At 32.6% G+C, this 16,856-nt stretch carries 19 protein-coding genes; 15 read left to right on the top strand and 4 right to left on the bottom strand.

Features of this window, described 5'->3' with window-relative positions; all coding sequences use genetic code 11:
• Positions 1-480: 480 nt before the first annotated feature.
• A complete protein-coding gene (locus tag BR65_RS07800) occupies positions 481-822 on the bottom strand; it encodes a winged helix-turn-helix transcriptional regulator (protein WP_034537717.1) in 342 nt (113 codons plus the stop codon).
• A 128-nt stretch (positions 823-950) separates the two neighbouring features.
• On the opposite strand from BR65_RS07800, the gene BR65_RS07795 reads away from it, so the two are divergent.
• From BR65_RS07795 to BR65_RS07745, 11 genes are all read left to right on the top strand, one after another.
• A complete protein-coding gene (locus tag BR65_RS07795) occupies positions 951-2,072 on the top strand; it encodes an S-(hydroxymethyl)glutathione dehydrogenase/class III alcohol dehydrogenase (RefSeq protein WP_034537715.1) in 1,122 nt (373 codons plus the stop codon).
• Positions 2,073-2,906, top strand: a complete 834-nt coding sequence (gene fghA / locus BR65_RS07790; protein WP_023179296.1) for an S-formylglutathione hydrolase — start codon at positions 2,073-2,075, stop codon at positions 2,904-2,906.
• Positions 2,907-3,277: 371 nt separating this feature from the next.
• Complete coding sequence (locus tag BR65_RS07785) at positions 3,278-4,711, top strand: SulP family inorganic anion transporter (RefSeq protein ID WP_034537714.1); 1,434 nt, start codon at positions 3,278-3,280, stop codon at positions 4,709-4,711.
• Positions 4,712-5,061: 350 nt separating this feature from the next.
• Positions 5,062-5,475, top strand: a complete 414-nt coding sequence (locus BR65_RS07780) for an RrF2 family transcriptional regulator (protein ID WP_023179294.1) — start codon at positions 5,062-5,064, stop codon at positions 5,473-5,475.
• Between the two features lie 69 nt (positions 5,476-5,544).
• The gene (locus BR65_RS07775; protein WP_023179293.1) at positions 5,545-6,438 is read left to right on the top strand and encodes an NAD(P)/FAD-dependent oxidoreductase; all 894 of its coding nucleotides are present in this window, start codon (positions 5,545-5,547) and stop codon (positions 6,436-6,438) included.
• A gap of 42 nt (positions 6,439-6,480) precedes the next feature.
• Positions 6,481-7,089, top strand: a complete 609-nt coding sequence (locus tag BR65_RS07770; RefSeq protein ID WP_034537712.1) for a class I SAM-dependent methyltransferase — start codon at positions 6,481-6,483, stop codon at positions 7,087-7,089.
• A 430-nt stretch (positions 7,090-7,519) separates the two neighbouring features.
• Positions 7,520-8,686 carry an MFS transporter gene (locus BR65_RS07765; RefSeq protein ID WP_034537710.1) on the top strand — a complete coding sequence of 389 codons (1,167 nt, stop codon included), beginning with the start codon at positions 7,520-7,522 and terminating at the stop codon, positions 8,684-8,686.
• A gap of 276 nt (positions 8,687-8,962) precedes the next feature.
• Positions 8,963-9,337 (top strand): hypothetical protein, encoded by a 375-nt coding sequence (locus BR65_RS07760; RefSeq protein ID WP_023179290.1) that lies wholly within the window; start codon positions 8,963-8,965, stop codon positions 9,335-9,337.
• A gap of 38 nt (positions 9,338-9,375) precedes the next feature.
• Complete coding sequence (locus BR65_RS07755) at positions 9,376-9,633, top strand: hypothetical protein (RefSeq protein WP_034537707.1); 258 nt, start codon at positions 9,376-9,378, stop codon at positions 9,631-9,633.
• 120 nt (positions 9,634-9,753) lie between these two features.
• Complete coding sequence (locus BR65_RS07750) at positions 9,754-10,167, top strand: cupin domain-containing protein (protein WP_023179289.1); 414 nt, start codon at positions 9,754-9,756, stop codon at positions 10,165-10,167.
• Between the two features lie 292 nt (positions 10,168-10,459).
• On the top strand, positions 10,460-11,107 hold the full coding sequence (locus tag BR65_RS07745) for an NADPH-dependent FMN reductase (protein ID WP_023179288.1): 648 nt from the start codon (positions 10,460-10,462) through the stop codon (positions 11,105-11,107).
• Between the two features lie 537 nt (positions 11,108-11,644).
• Here the strand turns inward: BR65_RS07745 and BR65_RS07735 are convergent.
• Entirely contained in the window at positions 11,645-12,034 is a 390-nt protein-coding gene (locus BR65_RS07735; RefSeq protein WP_034537703.1) for an HIT family protein, read from the bottom strand.
• A gap of 435 nt (positions 12,035-12,469) precedes the next feature.
• On the opposite strand from BR65_RS07735, the gene BR65_RS07730 reads away from it, so the two are divergent.
• From BR65_RS07730 to BR65_RS07720, 3 genes are all read left to right on the top strand, one after another.
• Positions 12,470-13,240: a DUF2785 domain-containing protein gene (locus tag BR65_RS07730; RefSeq protein WP_034537701.1), complete on the top strand. Its 771-nt coding sequence runs from the start codon at positions 12,470-12,472 to the stop codon at positions 13,238-13,240.
• A gap of 58 nt (positions 13,241-13,298) precedes the next feature.
• On the top strand, positions 13,299-13,541 hold the full coding sequence (locus tag BR65_RS07725) for a hypothetical protein (protein ID WP_034537699.1): 243 nt from the start codon (positions 13,299-13,301) through the stop codon (positions 13,539-13,541).
• Positions 13,542-13,905: 364 nt separating this feature from the next.
• Entirely contained in the window at positions 13,906-14,364 is a 459-nt protein-coding gene (locus tag BR65_RS07720) for an NUDIX hydrolase (protein WP_034537698.1), read from the top strand.
• 26 nt (positions 14,365-14,390) lie between these two features.
• On the opposite strand, the gene BR65_RS07715 is transcribed toward BR65_RS07720, so the two are convergent.
• A complete protein-coding gene (locus BR65_RS07715; protein ID WP_034537696.1) occupies positions 14,391-14,822 on the bottom strand; it encodes a GNAT family N-acetyltransferase in 432 nt (143 codons plus the stop codon).
• A gap of 130 nt (positions 14,823-14,952) precedes the next feature.
• Between BR65_RS07715 and BR65_RS07710 the strand changes: the two genes are divergently transcribed.
• Entirely contained in the window at positions 14,953-15,567 is a 615-nt protein-coding gene (locus BR65_RS07710) for an HAD-IA family hydrolase (RefSeq protein WP_034537694.1), read from the top strand.
• Between the two features lie 196 nt (positions 15,568-15,763).
• On the opposite strand, the gene BR65_RS07705 is transcribed toward BR65_RS07710, so the two are convergent.
• The gene (locus BR65_RS07705) at positions 15,764-16,642 is read right to left on the bottom strand and encodes a coiled-coil domain-containing protein (RefSeq protein WP_034537691.1); all 879 of its coding nucleotides are present in this window, start codon (positions 16,640-16,642) and stop codon (positions 15,764-15,766) included.
• Between the last annotated feature and the right edge of the window lie 214 nt (positions 16,643-16,856).

The raw sequence follows: 16,856 nt of genomic DNA, 5'->3' as shown, positions 1-16,856 counted from the left end.
TTTTGAAAAATATAAAGGATATGATCAATAATTACTTTAGCTTCTTTATATACTTTTTTTTTACCTTAATAGTTGGTTATAATTCTTAACGAGTTGCTATTTTTGCACTAGTAGAAATAAGGAACAATGATACAGTAGATTACATACACTGAATCGTTGTTCCTTTCGAATTGACTAATCTTAAAAGATGGTCTAAAGAAAAGTAAAATTAGAGGTGTACTGAAATAGTAGTCTGGATAGATGGCTTACAGTTATTGCCATAGTGATTATATATTATTCAAGATAATTACTAATTTTAGCACTTATTTTATATAATAAGAAAATAGGATTGTTCCTTTCACATTTCTCATTATGTCTGATAGTGTTAAAGTAAGAAAGGTGAGCGTCTTGTTTTGTATGTGAGTATACTAATGAGAATCTTAGAACGTAGCAGTGAAAAATAACCCAATATTTTATTAAAACACGTACTAAATGATAGTCTTAATTCGAGTTTAAAGACTGCTGAAAAAGATCTCCCCAATCACAAATGGTTGTTACAACTGGCTCTAGACTTAAACCAATATCGGTTAATATATAATCAACTTTGGGAGGTACTACCGGATAAATGGTTCGGTGAATAATGTTATCTTCTTCCAGTTCTCTTAATTGCCGAATTAACGTTCTCTGGTTGATATCTGGAAACTGTCTCTGCAATTCACTCAGACGTAAGGGAGATTCATGAAGTAATGCCCAAATAATCGCAATTTTCCAGCGCCCGCCAATAACAGAGAGAGCTAGATCTTTACTTGTATAAAATTCTTTATCTTTATAAGTGATCAACATAATCAACTTCTTTCTCAATAATTAGTTTAAAAATTCATAGTGACAAAAATATCAGTATTAACTTTTTAATCATTGTACAATACAATAGGCTTACTATAAAGAACAGTTTAAAAGAGAGAAGGAAAAGTATGAAAAGCAAAGCAGCAGTCGCATTTGGCCCGAATGAGCCACTTAAAATCGTTGAAATTGATGTAGAAGAACCAAAAGAAAATGAAGTATTAGTAAAAATATTGTACACATCTGTCTGTCATACAGATGCATTTACTTTATCAGGAGAAGATCCAGAAGGAATTTTCCCAGCTGTTTTAGGACATGAAGGAGCGGGCATAGTTGTATCCGTAGGTAAAGGAGTAACATCTGTAAAATCAGGGGATCATGTCATTCCTTTATATACACCAGAATGTGGAAAATGTGAGTTCTGTCTTTCTGGTAAAACCAATTTATGCAGTGCAGTTCGGGAAACTCAAGGAAAAGGATTAATGCCTGACGGGACTACAAGATTTTCATACAATGGAGAACCTATCTACCATTACATGGGAACGAGCACATTTAGTGAATACACTGTAGTTAATGAAATTAATTTAGTAAAAGTTGATGAAGATGCTCCTTTAGACAAAGTTTGTTTGTTTGGTTGTGGAGTCACTACTGGTCTTGGAGCTGTTAAACATACTGCAAAAGTCGAAGAAGGTGCTGTCACAGCAGTATTTGGATTAGGAGCAATTGGTTTAGCGGTTATTCAAGGATTAAAGAAAGCAAATGCAAAACAAATTATTGCTGTAGATTTAAATCCTGATAAATGGGAATTAGCTAAACAAATGGGAGCGACTGATTTCGTTAATCCCGCTGATTATGATCGACCAATTCAAGAAGTTATTGTAGAAATGACAAATGGTGGTGTAGATTACAGTTTTGAATGTATTGGTAACGTTGAAGTAATGAAATCTGCCCTTGAAGCCTGTCATAAAGGATGGGGAGAAAGTATTATCATCGGTGTAGCCGGTGCAGGGAAAGAAATCCACACACGTCCATTCCAATTAGTAACTGGCCGTGTATGGCGCGGGTCAGCATTTGGCGGAGTAAAAGGGCGCACGGAGTTGCCAGGAATGGTTCAAGATTTTATGGATGGTGAAATTGATTTAGATTCGTTTATTACGCATCACTTAGCATTCAAAGATATTAACGAAGCGTTTGATTTATTGCACAAAGGTGAATCAATCCGCACTATTTTAACGTATGAGGGGAGTGATTAAATGGTTGTCGAACAACTTGAAATGCATCTCTCTTTTCAAGGAGAGCAACGTAAATACCATCATTTTTCCAAAGTGTTAAATTGTGATATGGTGTTTAGCCTTTATTTGCCGCCATCATTTGAAGAAAAGGAACTATCGCTTATTTGGTGGTTATCTGGATTGACATGTACAGATGATAATTTTAGTCAAAAAAGCGGCTTTCAAAAAGCTGCTGCAGATCAGACAGTAGCCGTGATTATTCCAGATACCTCTCCAAGGGGAGACAAGGTACCTGATGATGAAGGATGGGACTTAGGAAAAGGTGCAAGCTTCTACCTAAACGCAACACAAGATCCTTGGGTTGAAAATTATCAAATGTACACTTATTTAACAGAAGAATTACCCCAAATAGTTTATAGTCTGATCCCACATTTCTCGGGAAAAGAAAGTATCATGGGACATTCAATGGGTGGACATGGAGCGATCATGATGGGTTTGAAAGAACGGGATCGTTTTGCTTCAATTTCAGCATTCGCTCCTATTTTAAATCCCTCACAGGTACCATGGGGACAAAAAGCATTCACAGCCTATTTAGGTTCAGATGAATCTTCATGGCAAGAATGGGATTCAACAAGTTTGATAGAACAAACTGAAAAAGTTCCTCCTATTCTAATTACTCAAGGCATGTCCGATAATTTTTATGAAGTACAATTGCAAGAAAAAGAATTTTTAAAAGCTGCAGGTGATAAACCGGTCTTTTACCGGTCGGAAAAAGGATACGATCATAGTTACTTTACAATCGCGACATTTATAGAAGAACATATACAATTTCATGTGAATGAATTGAAAAAATAATGAACGGACTTAGAGATTTCTATTAAGTATAAATCTAACACAAGTTAACGAAACAATAGCAAACACCTTCGAGATGGTATATTCAAGACAATACTAAATCGAAGGTGTTTTTGAATGCAAAAAAATATGTAATAGTAAATTTAATTAGACTAATCCTGTTAAAAAAGCCATTAACTCATATTGTTTTTCTTCAGGTGAGCATTTAATTTGTTCTGCTAGTGTCTTTGCTGTCGTACTGTTTAATTTTCGTGGATTCTGAATTCTGTTACTTATATCCGTTTTGTTCTAAATATAAATTTTTATTTATTCATCTATATGTTAATATAATTTGATGTGAGTTTTTTTAAAAGTATTTGAAAAGGAAGGTATTCATGCAAAAGTATAAAAATGAATGGTTTGGTAATATCAAAGGAGATATTCTAGCGGGAATTGTCGTTTGTTTAGCTTTATTCCCCGAAGTCATCGGCTTCATGCTGGTTGCTGGCGTGGAACCCATTGTTGGAGTCTATGCCACATTCTTCATTACGGCTACTGCCGCATTCTTTGGAGGTCGAACAGGGCTGATTTCAGCAGCTGCAGGATCAGTTGCATTAGTTTTGGCAAATTTAGTTGCTGATTACGGTGTAGAGTATCTTTTTGCTGCGACTATTTTAGCCGGAATCATACAAGTTGTGTTAGGTTTATTTAAAATAGGGAAATTAATGCGCTATATTCCCAAGCCTGTTATGCTTGGATTTGTGAATGGTTTAGGAATTATGATGTTCTTGTCTCAACTAGATCATTTCAAAGGCGGACCCATCTTACTAGTACTTGGGATTATTGGAATTGCTATTATCTTTTTGGCTCCCAAGCTAACGAAAAAAATTCCTGCACCCATTATCTCAATTATAGTGGTTACGGCTCTTGTGTTAGGGTTTGATCTTAATGCACAACTGTTAGGTGATTTAGGGACTATTTCAAGTGACTTGCCTAAGTTTAGTATTCCAAGTGTGCCAATGAATTTAGAAACATTGAAAATTATTTTACCAACTTCACTTTCTGTAGCCATAGTCGGTTTAGTAGAATCCTTATTGACAGCACAATTAGTGGATGAATTAACAAACGAACCAAGTGATAAAAATCGTGAGTCTATGAGTCAAGGAATCGGAAATATGTTGTCTGGTTTCTTTGGTGGTATTGCTGGTTGTGGAATGATCGGTCAAACCATCATCAACCTTAATTATGGCGGAATCGGTCGTTTAGCGACTTTCTTGTCTGGTTTCTTCATGTTAATGTCTGTAGTATTATTTAATAAAGTAGTAGTGCAAATTCCTATAATTGCTTTGGCGGCGGTAATGGTAGTCGTAGCCTATGAAACCATTGACTGGAGATCCGTTAAACGATTAAATGTCATGCCCAAAAATGAAAGTTTTGTTATGATTTTAACCGTTGGAATTGTTTTAGTTACACATAATTTAGCCTATGGTGTAGTTGCCGGGACTCTAGTAAGTGCTATTTTTGCAGCATTTACAATGACACATTTCCAGGTAGAAAAAGGCACAGCACAAGATGAGTATCACTACAAGGCACATGGACATCTTTACTTCGCCTCTGCTGAAAAGTTCTTAGATTTTTTTGTACATGACTTTGATCATGAAGGAGAATTAATTATCGATGTCAGCGCGATGACTTTATGGGATTCAACGGCTGTTGAAGCTGTTGATAAATTAATCAGTAAAAATAAAGATTCTAATGTGACCTTTATCAACGCTAATAAACAAAGCAAAGATTTATTTAAGAAAAATACTACGCATAATAATGAATAAAATTAGAAATGAGGCCTCTATAAAGGGGTCTTTTTTTTACATAGATAACTAATTTAAAGATATATTTACTGAATAATAATAATTTTAATGAATTCGAGTTAATATGATGAGCGATTACTAAATAAAATTTATAAACAAGTTTTGCATCATATTTGCTAAAAGAATATGAGTGTTTTTTTGAGGATGATATATGGAATTGCTTGAAAACGTATATCAGAGACCTAGTCTTAAAAGGTTCTTTTATGAATGTTTCTATTTATCATAAAAAAATTAATGTATTGACTTTAAATCAGATTTACCTTATATTCAATTAAAGACAAAACCAATCTATAATTAGAAGGAAGAGCAATATGAAATACTCAAAAGCAACAAACTATGCTTTGCATTCTATGGTTCATTTAGCAATGGAATCTAATAATGAAGCAGTAAGGGTAGAAGATCTAGCTAAACACCAAAGATTATCGGCTACTTATTTATCAAAAATACTAACAAAATTATCAAAAGCTGGATTGATTACATCAACTCCTGGAGTGAAAGGCGGATATCGTTTATTACTTTCGCCAGAAAAGTGTACATTTCTTGATATTATTCAAGCGATAGAAGGGCACGAATCACTACTAAACTGTACGATGTCTCATGATGGCAAGTGGAATAGAGATTGCTTGATTGAACGTGCAGTCGCAGATGCAGAAGATAAGATGAAAGATGAACTTGCACATAAGACGATTGCAGGTATTTTAAATCAAATGCAAGAAAGAAATTAGTATTTAGCTAATTTTTATTTCAATTACAGATATTAGAGGTCTTTAATAGAGGTTATAGGAGGAGAAAAAATGATTGATGTTGTTGTAATCGGTGGAGGTCCTGCGGGAATGAGTGCTGCTTTAGTAGCCGGAAGAGGTAGAAAGCAAGTGCTGCTTATTGATGAAGAAAAGCCAAGAAATGCTGTGACGCATGAATCTCATGCATTCTTAACTAGAGACGGTATCAAGCCGGAAGTTTTCAGAGAAAAGGGCAGAAGGGATTTACTTAAATACCCAACAATTTCTATAAAAAAAAGCAAAATTCTATCCATTGAAAAACCGTTGGAAGACTCATTTGAATTAACTGCCGAGTCAGGTGAAATAATCAATACCAAAAGTGTCGTCTTAGCTACAGGAGTAACAGAGACGCTTCCAAATGTTAAAGGAATTGAAAACTATTATGGAAGCAGTATTTTCTCTTGTCCTTTCTGTGATGGATGGGAGATGAAAGATAGACCCCTGATACTCATAACAGAATCAGTTCAGGCTTTACATGTTATTAAATTATTGAAAAATTGGACGGATGATCTTATTGTAGCAACTAACGGAAATAGAATCTTTGATGCCGACCAGAAGAGACTTTTGGAAACAAATAATATTCGCCTGATAGAAGAAATGATTGTTGAATTAAAAGGCACAGACGGAGAACTTCAGAGCATTGTCTTCGAAAGTGGAGAAGAAATCAAAAGATCAGGAGGATTCTGTACTACAGTACTGGATAATAAACTTCCATTCATTGAGCAATTAGGCATAGAAGTCAACGAAGCAGGATTTATTATCGCTGATGTCATGGGACATACGAACATAAAGGGGATTTATGCTGCAGGAGAAATAACAGGACCCTCTCAATTGATTGTTTCTGCCAGTCAAGGTCATATGGTGGGTATAGGAATTATAGCCGATTCTTGTGAAGAAGCTTTTTAGAGTATATAAATAGATTCATAAAAAAAGAACGGAGTGAAAGCAATGGGACATATAAATCAATTTAATCAGTTGGCAGCAAAGTATGATACACCAAAGAATAGGTATATGGCTAAACGTGCTGCTGATGCTATACGTAATTTGTTAGATGAAAGTCATAAAAAGACAGCTATCGATTTTGGTTGCGGTACAGGGCTTGTGGGACTAGACTTGCTAGAGGATTTTGAATCTATCATTTTTGTAGATGCATCTACAAAAATGATTGAACAGGTAGAGAAGAAACTAGCAGATAGAGATACAAAAAAAGCAACCGTACTGTGCCTGGATATTGAAAAAGACGCTCAGCTTCCCTACAAAGTGGATACAATCATACTATCTCTAGTATTGCATCATATTCCAGATAGTCACCGTCTATTATCAAAACTTTATGATACATTAAATGAAGGTGGACAATTGCTAATTATTGAAATGGAAAAACAAGAAAAAGGTTCAAACCACCATGAACACGGAATTGACAGATCAGTATTAGCAACTACTTTATCAGGACTAGGTTACCAGCATATCCAGTCAGATATCTTCTATGATGCAAAAAAGGAGAGCGATGGACAAGAAGCATCAAGATTTGTTCTAAGCGCCAGAAAGAACTTAAACTAATATAAGACTAATTGTTAAACAGAATAGTATAGAAACAGGCTTCCTAAGGATTGATTCTTTTAGGAGACCTGTTTTTTATTAATACCAATCAAAAAACAATTGGTCTAAAAATGAGTTTGATAGGTTGAATTTTAATATTTTAACCATTTTTAAATGTAAGACACATACTATGTATGTACCAGAAAGAAATTGACTAATTTTTTTTGTATCGGTGTCTAATAAATGATTCCATGTTATGATAAACAAAATCATGTGCTGTTTTTATTAGAGGAGAAAGCTTTAAACTAGCTCCAACGTCCAATCATTAAGAATACAATGAAACAGCGAAACCTGATTAAAAGTTAGGTTGGGATTTTAATGGATATATAAGATAATTATCCAGAGAGTTCCTATAGGACAATAAAGATAATTAATAAAAATGGAGGAAATCATGCGTAATATAATTTTTATATTTATTATTTACATCACCTATATCAGTTTAGGATTGCCAGACTCTCTTTTAGGAGTAGCTTGGCCTGATATGGTAGGAGAGTTTCATGTTACATATAGTGCAGTTGGAATTATTTCAATGGCGATTGCAGTTTGTACTGTTATTTCTAGTTTACAGACGATACGAATCACTCAAAAAACAGGAACAGGAAAATTAGTATTGAGTAGTATTTTGCTCACGGCGATGGGATTGATAGGGTTTGCGTTCACAAAGAATTTCTTTTTATTAATCGTTGCAGCGCTACCCTTAGGTTTTGGAGCTGGGGCTATTGACACTTCTGTAAATAACTACGTATCTTCTAATTTGAAAGCATATCATATGAATTGGTTACATGCTTTCTGGGGAATGGGAGCAACGTTAGGACCAATAATTATGGGAGTTGTTTTAGACAACCATTTTTCTTGGAGAAATGGTTATTTGATTATTGGTAGCATTCAATTAATATTAGCTTTTATTTTATTGTTTTCTCTTCCACTTTGGAAGCAAAACGAACAAAAAGTAGCTATAGAACCTAATAAAAGTAAACTATCTTTTGGAGCATTATTAAAACAGAAGGGAGTTATGTGGTCTCTATTATCATTCTTGTTTTATGTTGGTATAGAAGGAACTATTTTTTTATGGGGGAGTAGTTATTTAGTCGAAATAAAGTCAGTAACTGCAGCAAGTGCTAGTTTTATTCTATCTTTGTTTTTTGCAAGCATAACGTTAGGAAGAATTATCTCAGGATTTGTTACTTTTTGGCTATCTAACCCTAAATTACTATTGCTGAGTGAAAGCATACTTCTTATAGGTATTTGTACGGTTGCTATTGGAAGAGGTAGTATCTTATACATTGGATTTATACTTATTGGACTCGGCTGTGCAGCGATTTTTCCTACTATGATGCATGAAACACCTGAAAGATTTGGAGCAAGAAACTCGGGAGCAATTATTGGATTTCAAGTAGCTTTTGGTTATGTTGGAGTTACTATACTACCTCCATTATTAGGAATACTGTTTCAACGTGTCAGTATGAATCTATTCCCACTATTTTTAGTTGGTTTTGTCCTCATACTTATTGTAGTAACCCTCCTTATTGAGAAGGGCAAAACTATAGAACCATTATAAGTAGTAATAGCTTTTTAAAGGATGATTGACTACTTAACATAAGGTTTAAATACTAGTTTAAGATGTTCGAAGTTATTATCCAAATGAGTGAAAAAAGCACAAAAATTATATTGAGTTCAATGATTTGTCCTGTAATGCTATAATTACGTAAATCTTTATTTTCATTATAAATAAGCGAGAGAGCGCTTTCGATTATGGTATACTAAAAATAAATATAACCTTATATTAAGTTAGTCATTCAATAAATGGGTAAGTAAAATAAAAGGAGTGTTTAAAATGAGCGATCGGGATAAGCAGCATCGATACAATCAAAAGAGCAACATCTCAAGTTCTTTATACGCTAGAGTCAACGTTGGACAAAATGCAGATAAAAATTCATTAGATGGGGCTAAGCCTCTTCACACCGGTGGAAGCATGAATAATGAAGATGAAAAAGTGAGTGACAACAGCTCGTTTAGTCATACAATATTATTTTATATTATTGGACTTTTGATGTCTGCGTTTATTGGTTTTATTTTTTTTAAGCTGTTTCAAGATTATTTTTATGGTGAAGGATTAAATCAAATGCTTCCTTCATTGGTCTTATTCTTGGGATCATTATCTCTCGGTTTTTTTACTTCAATGATTATTCTTAAAAAATTAAAGCTGTAGTTAATTTCTATAAAAAACGCTAAGAAGGGGGACACATTATGAAAAAACAATCTTTCCTCGGTTATCTAACGTTATTTTTTTTATTAACAGGTTGTTCAACACTATCTGAAACTGAAGCTGAAAAAATAGTTATTGAAGAATATAGCAACCATCTAGGTGAAGCAACTATTCTATCTACAGAAAAAAAGGGTAATGATTACTATATTGAATGGGAAAATAAAAATAACAAGTCCCGTGGAGAAAGTAAAATTTCAACGGATGGAAAAGAAACCATTATTGAAGCTGAAATTGAGTAAGTTCGTTTTAAATTAAGGCACTCAAAGATGACTTTTTAAATTGAAAGCGCTACAATAAATATGAAATATTCTGTAACTGTTGTACTATACTATCTTAAGTCGGTTAGGAGGAAAGCAACAATGGATTATAAAGATTATGGCAAGAAGCCATATATGTTAAATATTGAAGATGCTACTAATCAAAACGACAATTTCCGTACAACGATATGGACTGGCGACAAATTGCAATTAACGGTCATGTCCATACAACCCAATGATGAAGCTGGATTAGAAGTTCACAAATATAGTGACCAATTTATTCGTATTGAAGAGGGACAAGGTATTTGCCAAATGGGATCCACCAAGGATAATCTGAATTTCGAAAGGGCGATCACAAAGAATGATGCAGTAATTGTTCCAGCAAATATGTGGCACAACATTATTAACACTGGTGGTAAGTCTATGAAACTATATACGATTTATTCAAGTCCAGAACACAAACAAGGAACGATTCATCGCTTACGAGAAGATGCGCCAAAAAGTATTGACGACTAATAATAAGATTTAAACACAAAAAAAAGTCAGCTAAACGACCACTAATCGTTTAGCTGACTTTTTTGCGATGAAAAATATCAAATTGATTTTTTAGATCATTTTTTAACAAGATCTGTTTATAAGATGCAAAAGAATTGGGATTTTTACTTATTTTTTGTAAAAACCTTTAATTAATAATAATTAGACTTGAAATAAATTTTGGTCTGTGGCATACTAATACATGTACTTACAAAATGTAAGTGTTAATTGATGGGTGACCTTCAATTAATGAATCAGTAATGGAGGGCACGCATTGGCTAACAAATCGGTATTTACTCGAATGAGCGAAACTTTATTCGGAAAAACAGAACAAACAACACGAGAAGAAAAGGGGACGAACAATATGAAAATCGGTATTATCTCAGGAAGCGTACGTGAAGGAAGAAATTCAGCAGCAGTAACAGAATGGATCCACGAATTTGCAGTAAACAGAAATGACGAAGGTGTCGAGTATGAAATGGTTGCTTTAGCAGATTACGACTTGCCATTGTTAGGTGCTAAACTTTCTGAAGAACGTCAAGCAACAGCTGGCGCAGCTATTCAAGCATGGTCTGAAAAAATGGCTTCATTTGACGGATATGTGTTTATCACTCCAGAATACAACCATGCAGTAGGGGGAGCATTGAAAAATGCGACCGACTTCTTAAAAGTAGAAGTAGCGAACAAAGCAGCAGCATTAGTTGGATACGGCAGTTTAGGTGGCGCACGTGCTCACGAAAATATGCGTGTGATCTTAGGAGAATTGAGTGTAGCATCAGTGCACACAACAACAAACTTCTCATTAATGACGGACTTTGAAAACATGAGTGTTTTCAAACCAAATGACTACAATAAAGTAAATGCACAAGGCATGTTTGATGACTTGTTGTTATGGACGAAAGCTTTAAATACAATTAGATAAGGCTAAAAAAAAAAATCCTATTCTATACCCTTTTTGGGAGTAGAATAGGATTTTTTTGTGCATTTCTCTTAAAATTAGGTAATCATAAAATAACTCTTCCTAAAGCCAGCTTGTTTTATTTAATGACTACTTACTTTTTCAAAAGCTAAAATTTTATTTATCCATTTACTAAAGAAAGAATTGTTTATTGCTAAGAATAGAGCAAATAGTAATCTCATATCAGAATTTAAATTATAAAAATAAAATAAGATAATATTTGAGCCTCCAACTACAAAGAATGTTTCTATCGTAAATACAGTCTTTAATTTTATAAGAGTCTCGGGACTGAATTTTTTTATATCGTATTCTTCTAATGGAACATTAGTTAAAAACCACATGATTTTTGGGGAGTATTTTTTGAAATGAAAAAAGAATAAACTGATTAGTCGTGCAAGGAAAATTAAGATAAATAAGATCTGGATAATAGTATAGAACATGAAACGACGTCTCCTTTCTATAAACCGATTATTATATATTTTTTCATTGAAATTTATTAAATTAGTCAGTTAGAAATGAACGAAGGATATCGGTATCAAAAGCATGTTCAATTACTTTCTGATTAGCCCAAAATCCATCTTGTATGTAACGAGGAATGATATGTAAATGAAAATGCGTTCCTTCCATCATAGAATTACCATTATTTTTTATAGAGGTAACTCCTAAAACTTCAAAGTTATTTTCTATAAGTTTTATCATATGTTTTTCTAAATCAATTAATTCATGTAACGTCTCACTTGGTAAATCATAAATGTTGGCATAATGCTCTTTGCTTATAATCAATAAATGCCCTTTTTGAATAGGGTTTATATCAAAGACGATAAAAAAGTTTTCTGTTTCTTTTATTATTTGTTCAGGATGTATATCATTACAAAAAATACAGTTCTTCATTATTACGTACCTCCCTTAAAAAGTTTAAACATAGTTATTAGGTTTTATTTAAAACTGTAACCTAATAGATAGACCATCTTAAAATGAATTAATTTCTATTCGGAACAATGGTTAATAAAACTAAATTTATTACTTTTTTTTCAATATAACTCCTCCATTTAAGTGGGTTGAAGTTTAGTAAAAACTTGCTAAACAAGTATTAACTGGAAAAAGGAAGCTTTCATACGTTAATCATACAGGAAATAGTTTATTGAAAACAATGTAGAAATTTATATCTGTTAACTAGTAGCAAAAAAGTATTGTTCTTTTGGAATAAGATTAATATACTTGAAATATTAGAACAATGTAGTTTTAATTTAATTTTTATTTAATCATTTCTTGTTTTATGTCTATTGGATATAAATAAAACAGTTACTATTTTTAAGGAGCTAAAAAATGCTAATTGAAAAGTTGGAAGAGAAAAATTACAGTAACAACAAGTTACTTCTAAAAGAGATGGTACTAAATATAGGCAATCCCAACCCTTATATTAGAGACAAATTAGTCTATAACTCTTTTTTAGAAATAATTACGAAGAATTACTTAACGAATGCTCAATTAAAAAATTTATTTGAGCAATTAGTTACTAATCAATATTTCCTATATAAAATAGGTTCTAAAAATGATGATACTGTTTATAAACGGTCCTTTTCGGCACTTACATTAGGTATACTGATAAATAAAGAACAATCTTTTCTAGAAAAATTTCATATTTCTTTTAGTGTAGATAAAACGTGTTTTTTTCTTTTAAACGAACAAGATAGAAGGGGATTTACTAATGAAAAGGGGTGGGCACATTCAATTGCTCATTGTACTGATTTGTTAGATGAAATCGTTACTCATCCATTATTTGAACAAGATCTATATGATAAAACTTTAGAGTCTATATTATTTTGTGTAAATGATTCTTTTGTCTACGAAGATGATGAAATAGAAAGACTTTCCACTCCTAGCGCTGCATTGATAAACCGTTATGGATTATCTCAAGAGTATCTCAGTATGATAGATCGACTGATTAGTAATTTTTTATCAAAGCAAAGCTATAGTCATTTAGATACTCGAATGATTAGTAATGTACGCAATTACTTAAGAGCTGTTTATTTTAAAGTCAATTTAGAAGAAAATAAACGAGTGCTGCTAAATCGTTTAAAGAAAATTACTACATAATAGATATTTGAAAGGTATTAAAAAATAATGCATCTAAAAAAGAGAGGACGCAAAATAAATGAGCAAAAAATTCGAAGTTACATACAAAGGACAACAAATTACAGTAGAAAATGGTTGGTTTTCAGGTGAAAAACTTTATGTAGATAATCAATTACAAGATGAAAATATAGGTTTAGGATTTAGAGCAAGACTACGAGGTGAATTATCTGGAAATGAAGAAGTAAAAGTCTCAATTGGTGGTAACTTTACAATCAATTGTAGAATATTTGTGGACAATCAGTTAATTTACCCTATTCAGTAGGTATATTTTAATTTAATTGCTGTCATTAATTTCATATACCACTCCTAGGTTGAAAATTTAACAGAAAAGAATTGTACATATTTATAACGCAGGGACATCCGTTACTCAGGCTGAAGCAAATTGTGTCATTGGTAGTCATGGAACGGCTCTAAGTACCATTATTAATCATTTTAATCCTCACTTTGGATTCGAAAGCTTTTCAAAAATAAAAGCATTAATGCCTTGGATCGTGAAAATTACGTTTGAACATCAGAATTTTATAAAAATGGAGTCTATTGATATATTTAAAAATAATGAAATCACACCTATTAATTTGGAGAAATCGGAACTGGCTAATAAATAGATAATATTAAGGGAGTGCTAGATGGACTATATACGTTGGATAAGAAGTTATGTTGGCAATCAAGAAATTATCTTGAATTTTTCAGGTGGAATCCTGACCAATCAAAATAATGAAATTTTATTGCAGTTACGAAGTGACAAAAAATTGTGGGGCTTACCAGGAGGAGCTATTGAGAAAGGGGAGTCTGTTGAACGCGCTGCAATTAGAGAAGTTTTAGAAGAAACGGGGATACAAGTCAAAATTACAGCGCTATTAGGTATTTATTCTAATTACTTTGATACTTATCCAAATGGAGATAAAGCCCAAACAATTACAACCATGTTTATTTTTGAAACCATTGAAAGCAGCATATCTATCGACCATGCTGAAACGTTAGATTTACGATTCTTTTCTAGAGACAACTTGCCAGAAATTGCTAATCAACAGCATGAAGATGCAATAAGAGATTATTTTTCAGGGAAGACAGGATTTTATCGGTAGTTTAAGGACATGATTTTGAGTTATATTCAAGAAATGATTTTTAGAAATCTCTTTTGAAACTTATCACTAGTATAGCCAATAGACTCATAAAATTTATGAGCTCCTAACCTAGTTTCTCCAGAATTTAATCGTACACCAATTAGACCAAGTTCACTGGCTACGAATTCAATTTTCTGCATTAATTGTTTTCCAAGGCCTTTTTTTTGATGCTTTTGATCAACTGCTAGAGCCAATACATTCAACATGGGTTCAGAATACAGTGATTCATATAATTCTGCATGAACATATCCTGCAACTAGACCGTTCTCTTCAGCAACGAAAAAGAAGTGGTGATTAACATCAGCTAATAATTTTACCATTTGTTTTTTAGTAATTTCTATAGAGATATCATATCCTAGAGATGTTGCATTTATTAATCTGATGGCTTCAGCATCCGTCATCTTCATGTCTCGAATCATAAGTATCCTCTTTTCATAAATAATAATTAACTGCATTTTATCATAGTGTAATCACTATGAGTATTCTAAATATATTTTTTTAAAGATAACTTTATAAAAAAACAACTATTGATTTGGAGTGAATTTAAGTATGTTTAAACATGTGATTTGGGATTTTGATGGAACACTTTTTGATACTTACCCAGTAATGGCAAAAATTTTTAAAGACTTACTGGAAAAAGAAAATATAGAAGAACCAATAGATGAAATAGTAAAAAAAATGCAAGTATCTATGGCTTTTACTTTAAATTACTATAAAAAGAAATATAACATAAGTAGTGAGTTTATAAATGAATACCAAATCCAACGAAAAATTAAAGAACTTACATTAGCCAAACCGTTCGCTGAAATTGAGGATATTTGCAACTATATCCATTCAACTAATAGAAAAAATTATTTGTATACTCATAGAGGAGAATCATCGGTAACATTGTTGAAGAGTCATGGTTTGTATGGTTATTTCGCTGACTTCATTACATTAGAGCATGGTTTTGAAAGAAAACCAATCCCAGATGCACTTAATTACCTGATAGATAAGCACTCCATCCATCGCGATGAAGCAATTATGATTGGGGATCGAGAGTTAGATCTATTAGCTGCAAAAAATGCAGGAATCAGTGCTTGTTACTTTAATGAAAATAGTGAAGAAAATGATAATTCTGATTATATAATTGATGACTTTAAGCAATTGTATGCTATTTTGTAAAGCGTATCCGTTTGATAAGACTATCCATATGGCACGCAAACTCTTTTTGAGAACGATAAGGATGAAAAATACTATTTATATAGATAGTAGGTAAGAACACAATATTTTGCAAGATGTATAAAATTAAAAAACGTATTTACTTGATAGAAAATAATCTAAAAGTGAATACGTTTTTTAGCTAGCCTCTTGCTTTATTTTAAAACAAAGTTTCTGATTCTTTGATTTGTTTTTCGAGCTCTTGTCTGTTTAGTTCAAGTTTGCCTTGTAAGTCGACGATTGATTTGCCGAGCGTTTCAAGCATATCAATATTGCGGCCAATTTTTGCTTTTGTATCCCAATCTGAAAAGAGATTATCAAAGAAAATGTCGAAAGTCTTACCCATGCCGCTAAATTTTTCGTAGCTAAGATAAGTATCTAAAGAAAGGTCTTTTAGTTCTTTGGTATAATTTTCTAATAGTTGTTCTAATTGGCTCATTTTAGCTTCAGCCTTATTAATTTTATCGTATTTCATCATATCAAATATAAGGCTGCTGTCTGTAAACATATCCCAGGTTGAAAAAGAATCAGCGGAATCTAAATCCTCTAGAGCATCATCAATGCCTTCCAATACTTTTTCTCCAGCAGCAGATGCTTCATCTAATTCAATTAATTCTTGTTTTAACTGAGCCCGTTTTATTTCTTCGTCAGTAATTTTTTCACGGAAATGAGTATCTTGACGGTATAAAACGTCTTTTAATTGTTTGATTTGAGCGGTATTTTGCTCAACAGCTGATTGAATAGCGGCTAAATCTTCTCTAGCTTCAAGCAATAAAGCTAAAGATAAATCTAATTCCATTTTAGCAGTAAGCTGTTCTTGCATTTCTTTGTCTAATTTTTTATCATAATTTCCAACCATACGTTTTAAAAAAGTGGACAAGGATTCCGTTTGTAACTTTTCGACATCTTCACTTTCTTTATCAAAAGTTTCCTTTGCTAGTTCGTAGCGTTCATTATTTTCTTCGTATCTTATTTTGGCAGAGGTTTCTTTTTTTAACAGAGTCTTTAATTTTGCTTGTAAAGCTTCGTATTCTTCCATTATTGAACCCACTCTCTATGTATAATTTCTTTGAACTAATTAGGTATTCGTTAAATCTATTATGTCTTAAAAAACGAGGAACCTCAATAGTCAAAAATGAGTTTTATTATCTTTAATTTAAACTTTTTGGAAAGTAGAATTGTGAGAATCAATGCATATTAGTGGAAAATGATTTCTGTGAACCGTTATACTTCTTATAAGTTAACCAATCTAT

Origin of the sequence: Carnobacterium inhibens subsp. inhibens DSM 13024, from assembly GCF_000746825.1 — a bacterium.
In the GTDB taxonomy this organism is placed as follows: domain Bacteria; phylum Bacillota; class Bacilli; order Lactobacillales; family Carnobacteriaceae; genus Carnobacterium_B; species Carnobacterium_B inhibens.
This window is presented reverse-complemented; position numbering and strand designations above follow the sequence as displayed.

What these genes read in the sequence shown, in the direction of transcription:
- BR65_RS07730 (WP_034537701.1), top strand. Translation starts at nt 12,470, where the DNA reads ATGCTAATTGAAAAGTTGGAAGAGAAAAATTACAGTAACAACAAGTTA.
- BR65_RS07715 (WP_034537696.1), bottom strand. Translation starts at nt 14,822, where the DNA reads ATGATTCGAGACATGAAGATGACGGATGCTGAAGCCATCAGATTAATA.
- BR65_RS07780 (WP_023179294.1), top strand. Translation starts at nt 5,062, where the DNA reads ATGAAATACTCAAAAGCAACAAACTATGCTTTGCATTCTATGGTTCAT.
- BR65_RS07785 (WP_034537714.1), top strand. Translation starts at nt 3,278, where the DNA reads ATGCAAAAGTATAAAAATGAATGGTTTGGTAATATCAAAGGAGATATT.
- BR65_RS07800 (WP_034537717.1), bottom strand. Translation starts at nt 822, where the DNA reads ATGTTGATCACTTATAAAGATAAAGAATTTTATACAAGTAAAGATCTA.
- BR65_RS07775 (WP_023179293.1), top strand. Translation starts at nt 5,545, where the DNA reads ATGATTGATGTTGTTGTAATCGGTGGAGGTCCTGCGGGAATGAGTGCT.
- BR65_RS07735 (WP_034537703.1), bottom strand. Translation starts at nt 12,034, where the DNA reads ATGAAGAACTGTATTTTTTGTAATGATATACATCCTGAACAAATAATA.
- BR65_RS07765 (WP_034537710.1), top strand. Translation starts at nt 7,520, where the DNA reads ATGCGTAATATAATTTTTATATTTATTATTTACATCACCTATATCAGT.
- BR65_RS07755 (WP_034537707.1), top strand. Translation starts at nt 9,376, where the DNA reads ATGAAAAAACAATCTTTCCTCGGTTATCTAACGTTATTTTTTTTATTA.
- BR65_RS07720 (WP_034537698.1), top strand. Translation starts at nt 13,906, where the DNA reads ATGGACTATATACGTTGGATAAGAAGTTATGTTGGCAATCAAGAAATT.
- BR65_RS07795 (WP_034537715.1), top strand. Translation starts at nt 951, where the DNA reads ATGAAAAGCAAAGCAGCAGTCGCATTTGGCCCGAATGAGCCACTTAAA.
- fghA (WP_023179296.1), top strand. Translation starts at nt 2,073, where the DNA reads ATGGTTGTCGAACAACTTGAAATGCATCTCTCTTTTCAAGGAGAGCAA.
- BR65_RS07770 (WP_034537712.1), top strand. Translation starts at nt 6,481, where the DNA reads ATGGGACATATAAATCAATTTAATCAGTTGGCAGCAAAGTATGATACA.
- BR65_RS07710 (WP_034537694.1), top strand. Translation starts at nt 14,953, where the DNA reads ATGTTTAAACATGTGATTTGGGATTTTGATGGAACACTTTTTGATACT.
- BR65_RS07725 (WP_034537699.1), top strand. Translation starts at nt 13,299, where the DNA reads ATGAGCAAAAAATTCGAAGTTACATACAAAGGACAACAAATTACAGTA.
- BR65_RS07750 (WP_023179289.1), top strand. Translation starts at nt 9,754, where the DNA reads ATGGATTATAAAGATTATGGCAAGAAGCCATATATGTTAAATATTGAA.
- BR65_RS07760 (WP_023179290.1), top strand. Translation starts at nt 8,963, where the DNA reads ATGAGCGATCGGGATAAGCAGCATCGATACAATCAAAAGAGCAACATC.
- BR65_RS07705 (WP_034537691.1), bottom strand. Translation starts at nt 16,642, where the DNA reads ATGGAAGAATACGAAGCTTTACAAGCAAAATTAAAGACTCTGTTAAAA.